The organism is Flavobacterium sp. 140616W15 (assembly GCF_003668995.1).
Lineage (GTDB): Bacteria > Bacteroidota > Bacteroidia > Flavobacteriales > Flavobacteriaceae > Flavobacterium.
In genome coordinates, this window is the sequence record NZ_CP033068.1 from 200,578 (window position 1) to 214,149 (window position 13,572).

Below are 13,572 nucleotides of genomic sequence, written 5' to 3' on the forward strand. Positions count from 1 at the left end.
CAATACGAAGAAAAAAAATTGAACCGAATTTATCGGATTATTTTTAAAGATGTATTGATTATAAAAAGAAAGTATAAATTAAACAATGTGTTTTTACACAAAAAACTACTTTTTTTTAATCAAAATTTTGTCCATTGATGATAACAAATCAGACTGAAAGATTGAATTTTGCCTCTACAAAAAATATCCCTGTATATCCAGATTTTCTAGATGTTCAGGTTAAATCTTTTAAAGATTTTTTTCAATTAGAAACTAAATCTGATGAAAGAGGCAACGAAGGGTTGTACAACACCTTCATGGAAAATTTTCCAATCACAGATACAAGAAATAACTTTGTGTTGGAGTTCCTAGATTATTTTGTTGATCCACCACGTTATACAATTCAAGAATGTATAGAGAGAGGTCTTACTTATAGTGTGCCTTTAAAAGCTAGGTTAAAACTATATTGTACAGATCCAGAACACGAAGATTTTGAAACTATTGTACAAGATGTTTATCTTGGAACAATACCTTATATGACTCCAAGCGGTACTTTTGTAATCAATGGTGCTGAGCGTGTTGTAGTATCTCAACTACACCGTTCTCCTGGGGTTTTCTTTGGACAATCATTCCACGCAAATGGAACAAAACTTTATTCTGCAAGAGTAATTCCTTTTAAAGGATCTTGGATAGAATTTTCTACAGATATCAATAGCGTAATGTATGCTTATATCGATAGAAAGAAAAAATTACCAGTTACAACTTTATTCCGTGCAATTGGATTCGAAAGAGATAAGGATATCCTTGAGATTTTCGACCTTGCTGAAGAAATTAAAGTTTCTAAAACAGGTATTAAAAAATATATTGGAAGAAGACTTGCTGCACGTGTATTAAATACATGGCATGAGGATTTCGTTGATGAAGATACTGGTGAAGTAGTTTCTATCGAACGTAACGAAATCATCCTTGATAGAGATACTATTATCGACAAAGATAATGTTGAAGAAATCATCGATTCTAACGTTAAATCTATTTTGTTACATAAAGAGGATAATAATCAAGCAGATTATGCTATTATCCACAATACATTACAAAAAGATCCAACAAACTCTGAAAAAGAAGCTGTTGAGCATATTTACCGTCAGTTGCGTAACGCTGAACCGCCTGATGAGGAAACTGCTCGTGGTATTATAGATAAATTGTTCTTCTCTGATCAACGTTATAACTTAGGTGAAGTTGGTCGTTATAGAATGAACAAAAAACTTGGTTTAGATATCCCAATGGAAAAGCAAGTGCTTACCAAAGAAGATATCATTACCATTGTAAAATATTTGATTGAATTAATCAACTCTAAAGCTGAGATTGATGATATTGATCACTTATCAAACCGTCGTGTTAGAACAGTTGGAGAACAATTGTCTCAACAATTCGGTGTTGGTTTAGCACGTATGGCTAGAACTATTCGTGAGAGAATGAACGTTAGAGATAACGAGGTGTTTACACCAATTGATTTGATTAATGCTAAAACATTATCATCAGTTATCAACTCTTTCTTTGGTACTAACCAGTTGTCTCAATTTATGGATCAAACGAATCCACTTGCTGAGATTACGCACAAAAGAAGATTATCTGCACTTGGACCAGGTGGACTTTCGAGAGAGAGAGCTGGTTTCGAGGTACGTGACGTTCACTATACGCATTACGGACGTTTATGTCCAATTGAAACCCCTGAGGGACCAAACATTGGTTTGATTTCATCTCTTGGTGTTTATGCTAAAGTTAACGGAATGGGATTCATTGAGACTCCTTACCGTAAAGTAACTAACGGTGTTGTAGATCTTGATACTACTCCAGTATATTTAAGTGCTGAAGAAGAAGAAGGAATGTTGATTGCGCAAGCAAACATCGAAATGGATGCAACAGGAAAAATTATCGCTGAAAACGTAATTGCACGTCAGGAAGGTGATTTCCCTGTAATCGACCCAACACAGGTAGATTATACAGACGTTGCTCCAAATCAAATTGCTTCTATTTCTGCATCTTTGATTCCTTTCTTAGAGCATGATGATGCGAATAGAGCCTTGATGGGATCAAACATGATGCGTCAGGCAGTACCTTTAATTCGCCCTGAAGCTCCTATTGTAGGAACAGGTTTAGAGCGTCAAGTTGCGTCTGATTCAAGAGTATTGATTAATGCAGAAGGTGATGGAACAGTAGAATATGTTGATGCAAACATCATCACTATTAAATACGATCGTTCTGAAGAAGAAAGAATGGTTAGTTTTGAGTCTGATGAAAAAACATATAATCTAATTAAATTTAGAAAAACCAATCAAGGAACAAGTATCAACTTGAAACCAATCGTTAAGAAAGGTGATAGAGTAGCACTTGGTCAAGTATTATCAGAAGGATATGCTACACAAAATGGAGAATTAGCTTTAGGTCGTAACCTAAAAGTAGCGTTCATGCCATGGAAAGGGTATAACTTTGAGGATGCGATTGTAATTTCTGAAAAAGTAGTTCGTGATGATATCTTTACGTCAATTCACGTAGATGATTATTCATTAGAAGTTAGAGATACAAAATTAGGTAACGAAGAGTTGACTAATGATATTCCTAACGTTTCTGAAGAAGCTACTAAAGATTTAGATGAAAACGGTATGATTAGAATTGGAGCAGAGGTTAAACCTGGCGACATTCTTATCGGAAAAATTACTCCAAAAGGAGAATCAGATCCTACTCCAGAAGAGAAATTGCTTCGTGCAATCTTCGGAGATAAAGCAGGTGATGTTAAAGATGCTTCATTAAAAGCTTCTCCTTCTTTACATGGTGTAGTTCTTGATAAAAAATTATTTGCAAGAGCCGTAAAAGATAAACGTAAACGTACACAAGACAAAGATGCTTTAGGTGCTTTGGAAATGGAATTTGAAACTAAATTTGTTGAATTAAAAGACAGATTGGTTGAAAAATTATTCTTGATCGTTAACGGAAAAACATCTCAAGGTGTAATGAATGATTTGGGTGAAGAAGTTTTACCAAAAGGTAAAAAATATACTCAAAAAATGCTTTACGCAGTAGAAGATTTTGCTCACTTAAGTAAAGGTCAATGGGTTGCAGATGACGCAACTAATAAAATGGTTAATGATTTAATTCATAACTATAAAATTAAGTTGAATGACTTACAAGGATCTTTAAGAAGAGAGAAATTCACTATTACTGTTGGAGATGAATTGCCAGCAGGAATTTTGAAATTAGCAAAAATTTATATTGCTAAAAAACGTAAGTTGAAAGTAGGAGATAAAATGGCAGGACGTCACGGTAACAAAGGTATTGTTGCAAGAATCGTTCGTCATGAAGATATGCCTTTCCTTGAAGACGGAACACCTGTAGATATTGTATTGAATCCACTAGGGGTACCTTCTCGTATGAACATTGGTCAGATTTATGAAACGGTTTTAGGTTGGGCTGGACAAAATTTAGGTAGAAAATTTGCTACTCCAATTTTTGATGGTGCTACTTTGGATCAAATCAATGAATTGACTGACGAAGCGGGAATCCCAAGATTCGGTCATACGTATTTGTATGATGGAGGAACTGGAGAACGTTTCCACCAAAGAGCAACTGTAGGTGTGATCTACATGTTGAAATTAGGACACATGGTAGATGATAAGATGCACGCACGTTCTATCGGACCATACTCGTTGATTACACAACAACCACTTGGAGGTAAAGCTCAATTTGGAGGTCAGCGTTTTGGAGAGATGGAGGTTTGGGCACTTGAGGCTTATGGAGCGTCAAGTACACTACGTGAAATCTTAACTGTTAAGTCTGATGACGTTATTGGTAGAGCTAAAACTTACGAAGCAATCGTTAAGGGAGAGTCAATGCCAGAACCAGGTTTACCAGAATCATTCAATGTATTGATGCACGAATTGAAAGGTCTTGGACTTGATATTCGTCTAGAAGAATAAATAAAGTTTTCAGTTACAGTCTCAGTATTCAGTTCACACTGAAAACTGGGACTTAAGCTGTTTACCAAAATAAAAGTTTTTAGGATTTATACCCGTAACCCGTTCCGATTTTTTATTTAAACCTGAAAAGTTTTATAATTAGCACTTCAAAATAGAGGTTTGAAGTTTAGAGAAGTAACCCGAGGTAGTTTTTAAGTCGAAAGTTTGAAAGTCCAAAGTATAAAGTTATTCGTGACTTTAAAAACTTTAAGACATTTGACTTTAGATTAAAACAAGAATCAATTTTTTAATTGCAAATAAATCAATAGTAAAAACTATGATGAATAATAGAAACAATAATAAAGATAAAAATCCAGTTAAAAGATTTAATAAAATCTCTATCGGATTGGCTTCACCAGAATCTATCTTGAAAGAATCAAGAGGAGAGGTGTTGAAACCAGAAACAATTAACTACAGAACTCACAAACCAGAACGTGACGGACTTTTCTGCGAAAGAATCTTCGGACCTGTTAAGGATTTTGAATGTGCTTGTGGTAAATATAAAAGAATTCGTTACAAAGGTATTATATGTGACCGTTGTGGTGTTGAAGTTACTGAAAAGAAAGTACGTCGTGATAGAGTAGGACATATCAACCTTGTTGTGCCTATTGCTCATATCTGGTATTTCCGTTCTCTTCCTAATAAAATTGGTTATATCCTTGGGCTTCCTTCTAAGAAATTAGATATGATTATTTACTACGAAAGATACGTAGTAATTCAAGCAGGTATTGCTAAAAATGCAGATGGAGAATCTTTACAAAGATTAGACTTTTTAACTGAAGAAGAATATTTAAATATTTTAGATTCTCTTCCTCAAGACAATCAATATTTAGATGATTTTGATCCTAATAAATTTGTTGCCAAAATGGGAGCAGAGTGTATTATGGATTTATTGGCACGTATTGACTTAGACGAGTTATCTTACCAACTAAGACATAGCGCTAACAACGAAACATCTAAACAACGTAAAACAGAAGCATTAAAAAGATTACAAGTAGTTGAGTCTTTCCGAGAGTCTAACTTAAACCGCGAAAACCGTCCAGAATGGATGATCATGAAAGTGGTTCCTGTTATTCCACCAGAATTACGTCCGCTTGTGCCACTTGATGGAGGTCGTTTTGCAACTTCAGATTTAAATGATTTATACCGTCGTGTAATTATACGTAACAACCGTTTGAAAAGATTAATGGAGATTAAAGCTCCAGAAGTTATCTTAAGAAACGAGAAACGTATGTTGCAAGAATCAGTAGATTCATTATTTGATAATACGCGTAAAGCTTCTGCTGTTAAAACAGAATCAAACAGACCATTAAAATCATTATCAGATTCATTAAAAGGTAAACAAGGACGTTTCCGTCAAAACCTTTTAGGAAAACGTGTGGATTATTCTGCTCGTTCGGTAATTGTTGTTGGACCGGAATTAAAATTATTCGAATGTGGTATCCCTAAAGATATGGCATCTGAATTATACAAGCCTTTTGTTATCCGTAAATTGATAGAAAGAGGTATTGTTAAAACGGTAAAATCTGCTAAGAAAATTATAGATAAGAAAGAGCCAGTAGTTTGGGATATCCTTGAAAATGTAATTAAAGGTCACCCAATATTACTGAATCGTGCTCCTACTTTGCACAGATTAGGTATCCAAGCATTCCAACCAAAATTAATTGAAGGAAAAGCAATCCAATTGCACCCTCTAGTTTGTACGGCATTTAATGCCGATTTTGATGGGGATCAAATGGCGGTACACTTACCATTAGGACCAGAGGCTATTTTAGAAGCACAATTGTTAATGTTGGCTTCTCACAATATCTTGAACCCTGCTAACGGTGCGCCGATTACTGTACCTTCTCAGGATATGGTCTTGGGTCTATATTATATGACCAAAGAACGTCTTACTACTCCAGAGCTTACAATTTTAGGTGAAGGCCTAACTTTTTACTCTGCAGAAGAAGTAAATATCGCATTAAACGAAGGAAGATTAGAATTGAATGCTTCAGTGAAAATTAGAGCAAAAGATTTTAATGAAGCTGGAGAATTAGTGTACCAAATCATTAAAACTACCGCTGGTCGTGTATTGTTTAATGAAGTAGTACCTGAGGCTGCTGGATATATTAATGATGTATTGACTAAGAAAAACCTTAGAGATATTATTGGACACGTTTTAAGCGCAACCAATGTACCTACTACTGCTGCCTTCTTGGACAATATGAAAGATATGGGGTATAAATTTGCCTTTAGAGGAGGTTTATCATTCTCTCTTGGTGATATTAGAATTCCAGAACAAAAACTAAGTTGATTGCAGATGCTAGAGAGCAAGTTGAAGGTATCTCAACAAACTATAACATGGGTCTTATTACCAATAACGAACGTTACAACCAAGTTATTGATGTTTGGACTTCTGCAAATGCTCAACTTACAGAGTTAGCAATGAAAAATATTAGAGAAGATCAACAAGGATTCAACTCTGTATATATGATGCTTGACTCTGGAGCAAGGGGATCTAAAGAACAGATTCGTCAGTTAACTGGTATGCGTGGTTTGATGGCTAAGCCTAAAAAATCTACTGCTGGTGGTGGTGAAATTATTGAAAACCCGATTCTTTCTAACTTTAAGGAAGGACTTTCGATCCTTGAGTACTTTATTTCTACTCACGGTGCTCGTAAAGGTCTTGCGGATACGGCTCTTAAAACTGCCGATGCTGGTTACTTAACAAGAAGATTACATGACGTTTCTCAAGATGTTATTGTTAACATTGAGGATTGTGGTACTCTTAGAGGTGTTGAAGTTTCTGCATTGAAAAAGAATGAAGAGATTGTTGAATCGTTAGGAGAAAGAATATTAGGACGTGTTGCATTGCAAGATGTAATTAATCCTTTAACAAGTGACTATTTAGTAAGATCTGGTGAGCAAATCACAGAAGCTATAATGAAAGCAATTGAGGCTTCTCCAGTTGAGAAAGTTGAAGTTCGTTCTCCATTAACTTGTGAAGCTGTTAAAGGAATCTGTGCTAAATGTTACGGTAGAAACTTAGCTACTGGTAAAATGACTCAAAGAGGTGAGGCAGTTGGAGTAATTGCTGCACAATCTATTGGAGAGCCAGGAACACAGTTAACATTACGTACTTTCCACGTTGGAGGGGTTGCGGGTGGTATCTCTGAAGAATCTAGCATCATTACAAGATTTAATGGTAAACTAGAAATCGAAGATTTAAAAACTGTTAAAGGTGAGGATAACGAAGGAAATGCAGTTGATATTGTAGTATCTCGTTCTACTGAATTGAAATTAATTGACGAAAGAACAGGTATCTTATTAAGTACAAACAACATTCCTTACGGATCTAGTATCTTTGTAAAAGATGGACAATCGGTTGTTAAAGGAGATGTTATTTGTAAATGGGATCCATATAATGGAGTTATTGTTTCTGAATTTACTGGTAAAATTGCTTACGAAGATTTAGAGCAAGGTCAATCATTCATGGTTGAAATTGATGAGCAAACAGGATTCCAAGAAAAAGTAATTTCTGAATCAAGAGCTAAAAAATTAATTCCAACTTTATTAGTTTACGGTAAAGAAGGTGAATTAATTCGTTCTTATAACTTACCAGTTGGAGCCCACTTAATGGTTGAAAACGGTGAGAAAATTAAAGCAGGTAAAGTATTGGTGAAAATCCCACGTCGTTCTTCTAAATCAGGAGATATTACAGGAGGTTTACCAAGAATTACAGAGTTGTTAGAAGCTCGTAATCCTTCGAACCCAGCTGTAGTTTCTGAGATTGATGGAGTTGTTTCTTTTGGAAAAATCAAAAGAGGTAACCGTGAGATCGTTATCGAATCTAAATTTGGTGATGTTAGAAAATACTTGGTTAAATTGTCAAGTCAAATTCTAGTTCAAGAGAATGATTTCGTTAGAGCAGGTGTACCATTGTCAGACGGTGCTATTACTCCAGACGATATTTTAAGAATTCAAGGGCCAGCAGCTGTTCAACAGTACTTGGTAAATGAAATTCAAGAGGTATACCGTTTGCAAGGGGTAAAAATCAATGACAAACACTTCGAGGTTGTTATTCGTCAGATGATGCGTAAAGTAAGAGTACAAGATCCAGGTGATACTTTATTCTTAGAAGATCAATTAATTCATACTAAAGATTTCATCGTTCAAAACGATAAATTATACGGAATGAAAGTTGTTGAAGATGCTGGAGATTCTAGTGTATTAAAAGCGGGTCAGATTATTTCTCCTCGTGAATTACGTGATGAAAATTCATTATTGAAACGTACAGATAAAAATCTAGTAGTAGCTAGAGATGTAATTACTGCAACAGCAACGCCAGTTCTACAAGGTATTACAAGAGCTTCGCTACAAACTAAATCATTCATTTCTGCTGCTTCTTTCCAAGAAACAACAAAAGTACTTAACGAAGCTGCAGTAGCAGGTAAAGTAGATTACTTAGAAGGATTGAAAGAAAATGTAATTGTTGGACACAGAATTCCTGCAGGAACTGGTATGAGAGAATACGATAATACAATTGTAGGATCTAAAGATGATTACAACGAAATGATGGCTAATAAAGAAGAATATATTTATTAATTTAGGAAACTATGAGTAATTCGAACCAACAACAAGAGCAAATTAATATAGAATTAGATGAGAAAATCGCTGAAGGAATTTATTCCAACTTAGCAATTATTAATCATTCTTCTTCAGAATTTGTTTTAGATTTTGTAAGTATTATGCCAGGTATTCCTAAAGCCAAGGTAAAGTCAAGAATTGTCTTGACACCGCAACATGCTAAACGATTACTAAAAGCTATTGGAGAAAATATTCATCGATTTGAAGTCGCTCATGGCGAAATCAAGGAAACTGAACAAGCACCGATACCGCTTAACTTCGGTCCGGCAGGACAAGCATAAATTTTAAAAGCCCCAGGAATGGGGCTTTTTTTATACCCTAGAATTTGATACTTCTATTTTGAAGAATGAGGTTGTTTATGAATAAGATACATTTTATCCGATTTTAGGTGCACTTTATCGACTTAATTTTATTCTTAGAATGTCTTTTTATAATTTGCAACTTCCTAGAAATTGAATACTCACTCGAGGTTGTTTTTTTGTTAATTCACATATTCAAAAAAAGCGCTACTTAATAAAGTAGCGCTTTTTTTATATGATAAATCCAGAAAAAAATCTGTTTAATTTTCATATTGTTTTATATGTTAAAAAAAGTATATTTGCCGTCTTAAAATTGTTAAAAAAACCACTTTGATTTATTAAATTAATATAAATGGGAATAAAAATAAATACTTTATTAATAACGCTTGCTTCAGGATTACTATTAAACTTTGCGAATACTCATCTCTGGATTTTGCTTATCTGTATTGCATTGGTTCCTTTATTTGTAATTATCAATGTAAGTTCTATAAAAAATCAATTGCTATTGGTTTTATTTTTGGTTTTGGAATAGGAATAGGGATGTTTTCATGGATGATTCAAGGGGTGAGTCATTATACAGGAAATAGCTCTCTTTATGGAGTTTGTGTTTGTATTATTAGTAGTATTTTTTTAGGTCTTTATTTTTCTATTCTTTTCTGGGTTATTAGGATGATATGGGTAACAAAAGTAGAATCAAATAGTACATTGTTTCTTAATAGAATATGTGTAGCCGCAATTTGGGCAATTTCGGAGTTCGTATTAGCCTTTGTATTGCAGTCATTTCCATTGCATTATTTTAGAATTGGTTTTCCTTTTGTTACCAATCTTTATACTATTCAATTAACAAGTTTGGGAGGTTTGGTATTATTAAGCTTTTTGACGGTTTTGATAAATCTTTTTATAGCTGATTTTTTTATACAAAAAAAGAAAATTTATTTAGGTTGTAGCTTTTTAATTCTTGCTCTTATGTTTGTATCGGGGTATATTATTTTTAATACTTACACTCTTGATCCAGTTGGAAAATCTTTTAGAGTAGCTATTGTTTCAGACAATACGAATCCAGAGACTAAATGGAATAGCGAGAATGGAAACACATTAGCTAATAATTACTTTCAGCTTTGTAAAGATGCGGCGGCACTTAGACCAGATTTTATCATTTGGCCAGAAACAACAATACCATGGACTTATAATGTCAATGACGAATTATTGAAGGAGATAATAAAAATAAGCAGTAGCGGTAATCCTATTCATGTTATTGGAATCAATAATCAGGACAGTATTGGTAAAAAACTTTATAATTCAATTTTTTATATAGATAACCAAAACAAGGTTAATGGAATTTATAACAAACAAATTTTGCTTAAGGGAATTGAGGAACCATTAGGGAAATTTCTTGTTCCTTTTTTAACTCAAGAGGGTTTTGTTCTGTCAAAAGGAGAAAGTAATCAACCTATTCAAACTAGTTTTGGTAAAGCTGGTAATTTAATTTGTAATGAAGTAGTCGTTGAAAATAGTGGCGTGGAACAGGTTGAAAACGGTGCTAACTTTTTTTTTAACCTAAGTAATGATGGCTGGTTTAAAGATAATTATATATCCGATTTACATTTTTATTATGCTCGTCTTCAGGCTGTAGAAAATCGCAAAGATATTTGTGTTGCTAATAATTGTGGCGTTAATGCAATAATTAATAGTGATGGGGTAATTGTCTCAGAGAAAAAGAAACTGGTAATACATTGGTTTCTGGAGTCATTCAACCAAATAGCAATTTGTCAATATTTACAAAATATCCTTTATTTTTTCCTTTGTCTCTTATCCTTTTCATACTATTATATTTAATAATTATAAAAACTCGAATTATAAGAATAGACACAAATGAAAACTCTAAAAATGAACAAATTAATAAAAAAAAACAATTAAAATATGAATAAAACTATACTTTTTACATTATTGCTTGCTAACTTTTATTTAGCCAATGCATACACAAGAATGTCTGCTTACCGTTGGCGAAATGATAATGGAGATGAAACAACAGCGACTTGGAAAGCCCCATTAAACACACCTTTGACAATTTATAATCTTGATGCTATTAGACTTAGAGTTACTGTTGATGATAATAATGCTCCAACAGGAAATTCTGTAACTTATCAATCAAATATTCAATTTTCTACTGATGCTTTAAATTGGAAGAATCTTTCAGATTCTGGTTCGCCTTTTACTTATGTAGGGTCAGCTTATGTGGCCGATGGTAGCGTTACCACTAAACAGATTTCTGTAACTAATTCAAATAATTTTGAGGGTGGATTGTTTGTTAGTTCAAATACTAATCCTGCAAGGACTCTACCTTCAGGGAACAATATATTCACTGAATATGAGTTTAGTATTAAGCCAAATGCGTTTATTTCTATTACGGATGTTTATTATTTTAGAGTATTGAGTGCAAATAAGTTTGAAGATGCTGTTCTTCGTTATTGTTCTACTCAAGTAGCTTTGGTGAATTCTCCGCAAAATCTAAGCACTAACGCAAAAGTTCAAGATTTGACAGCTGTTGGTGATAACTTAAAATGGTATAATCAAGCTGAAGGTGGTACTGAATTGGATCCGGTAACTACACTAGTAACTGGTAAATATTATGTTTCCCAAACGGTCTCTTGTGAAAGCGAACGTACAGAAGTACAGGTTAATGTTGGTTCTCTAGGCGTAGATGATCATGATTTAGATTTTAATGGTGGTTTAAAAGTGTATCCTAACCCATCAAGTAATGACTTTTCTGTAGATAGCAAATCAAACGGTACAATGGTTTTATTTGATTTGTCAGGAAAAACTATTCAGTCTCAAAAAATGAATTCTGGTACAACTACACTTGATTTAGGTAATGCACCAAAAGGGGTTTACTTATTAAAAGTAACAAATGAGAATAATCAATCTAAAACAGTTAAATTGATTAGAAATTAAAATTCCTTATTTTTTTTAAATGTTTCAGGATAAGAGATTAAATGTAAAACGCCAATTTTTAAGTTGGCGTTTTTTTTATTTATGTAATAACATTATTCAAATTCAGAAGTGAAAAATAATTTCACACTTGGGTATTTATTTTGAGTCATTTGTATTGTAAAGTCTGAGTCAGCTAAAAATACCAATTGACCGTATTTGTCTTTTGCTAAGAATTTTTGTTTAATACGTTTAAATTCTTTGAATTCATCATTTTTAGCATCATCAGGTTTAACCCAGCAAGCTTTATGAACAGGGAAATTTTCATACGTACATTTTGCACCATATTCATGTTCCAAACGATATTGAATTACTTCATACTGAAGTGCACCAACAGTTCCGATAACCTTACGGTTATTCATTTCTAGAGTAAACAATTGCGCAACACCTTCATCCATTAATTGATCGATTCCTTTGTCTAATTGCTTAGCTTTCATCGGATCGGCATTATTAATGTATCTAAAGTGCTCAGGAGAGAAGCTAGGAATTCCTTTAAAGCTCATTACTTCACCTTCAGTTAATGTATCTCCAATTTTAAAGTTTCCTGTATCATGCAGACCAACAATATCACCAGGATATGAAATGTCTACAATTTCTTTTTTCTCAGCAAAAAAAGCATTCGGACTAGAGAATTTTAAATTCTTTTTCTGACGTACATGATAATACGGTTTATTTCTTTCGAAAGTACCAGAAACGATCTTTATAAATGCTAAACGATCTCTATGTTTAGGATCCATATTGGCATGTATTTTAAATACAAAACCGGTCATTTTTTCTTCGGTAGGTTCAACCAAACGTGTTTCAGATTCTTTTGGTCTTGGAGAAGGAGCAATTGTAACAAAACAATCTAATAATTCGCGTACTCCAAAGTTATTTAAAGCAGAACCAAAGAATACAGGTTGTAATTTTCCATCTAAATAATCCTGACGATCAAACTTAGGATAGACTTCATCAATTAATTCTAATTCTTCACGTAGCCTATCAGCAGGTTTTTGACCAATGATTTTTTCTAGTTCAGGGTTTTGTACATCAGAGAAAGCTATGGTTTCTTCAATGTTTTTACGGCTGTCTCCACTAAATAAATTGATGTTTTGTTCCCAAAGGTTGTAGATTCCTTGAAAATCATATCCCATACCAATAGGGAAACTTAATGGAGTTACAGTCAAACCTAATTTTTGTTCTACTTCATCCATCAAATCAAATGCATCTTTACCTTCACGATCTAATTTGTTTATAAAAACAATAATCGGAATTTTACGCATTCTACATACAGCAACTAATTTCTCCGTTTGTTCCTCAACCCCTTTAGCAACGTCAATTACTACAATTACACTATCTACAGCGGTTAAAGTCCTAAAAGTATCCTCCGCAAAATCCTTGTGTCCAGGTGTATCAAGGATGTTGATTTTTTTATCTTTATAATTAAAGGCCAATACAGAGGTAGAAACCGAAATTCCTCTCTGACGCTCAATTTCCATGAAATCACTCGTAGCTCCTTTTTTTATTTTATTGTTTTTTACTGCACCAGCCTCCTGAATAGCACCACCAAATAACAATAGTTTTTCAGTTAATGTTGTTTTACCAGCATCGGGATGCGAAATAATTCCAAATGTTCTCCTACGTTGTATTTCTTTTAAAAAGCTCATATTTAATATCAATAGTTTGCA

General features: G+C 33.6%; 6 protein-coding genes and 1 pseudogene. 6 read left to right on the top strand and 1 reads right to left on the bottom strand.

The window, feature by feature from the left end:
- Positions 1-137: 137 nt before the first annotated feature.
- The 6 genes and pseudogenes from rpoB to EAG11_RS00955 all read left to right on the top strand — a co-directional run bounded on the left by rpoB (position 138) and on the right by EAG11_RS00955 (position 11,869).
- Positions 138-3,950 carry a DNA-directed RNA polymerase subunit beta gene (gene rpoB, locus EAG11_RS00930; protein WP_129537467.1) on the top strand — a complete coding sequence of 1,271 codons (3,813 nt, stop codon included), beginning with the start codon at positions 138-140 and terminating at the stop codon, positions 3,948-3,950.
- Between the two features lie 316 nt (positions 3,951-4,266).
- Positions 4,267-8,576, top strand: a pseudogene (gene rpoC, locus EAG11_RS00935) (DNA-directed RNA polymerase subunit beta').
- A gap of 11 nt (positions 8,577-8,587) precedes the next feature.
- Positions 8,588-8,899, top strand: a complete 312-nt coding sequence (locus EAG11_RS00940; RefSeq protein WP_129537468.1) for a DUF3467 domain-containing protein — start codon at positions 8,588-8,590, stop codon at positions 8,897-8,899.
- Between the two features lie 370 nt (positions 8,900-9,269).
- Positions 9,270-9,449, top strand: a complete 180-nt coding sequence (locus EAG11_RS00945) for a hypothetical protein (RefSeq protein WP_129537469.1) — start codon at positions 9,270-9,272, stop codon at positions 9,447-9,449.
- Entirely contained in the window at positions 9,416-10,753 is a 1,338-nt protein-coding gene (gene lnt, locus EAG11_RS00950) for an apolipoprotein N-acyltransferase (protein ID WP_371414651.1), read from the top strand. The genes EAG11_RS00945 and lnt overlap by 34 nt, the downstream gene beginning before the upstream one ends.
- An 84-nt stretch (positions 10,754-10,837) precedes the next feature.
- Complete coding sequence (locus EAG11_RS00955) at positions 10,838-11,869, top strand: T9SS type A sorting domain-containing protein (protein ID WP_129537471.1); 1,032 nt, start codon at positions 10,838-10,840, stop codon at positions 11,867-11,869.
- Between the two features lie 92 nt (positions 11,870-11,961).
- Here the strand turns inward: EAG11_RS00955 and EAG11_RS00960 are convergent, their stop codons facing one another.
- The gene (locus tag EAG11_RS00960) at positions 11,962-13,551 is read right to left on the bottom strand and encodes a peptide chain release factor 3 (RefSeq protein WP_129537472.1); all 1,590 of its coding nucleotides are present in this window, start codon (positions 13,549-13,551) and stop codon (positions 11,962-11,964) included.
- Positions 13,552-13,572: the final 21 nt, after the last annotated feature.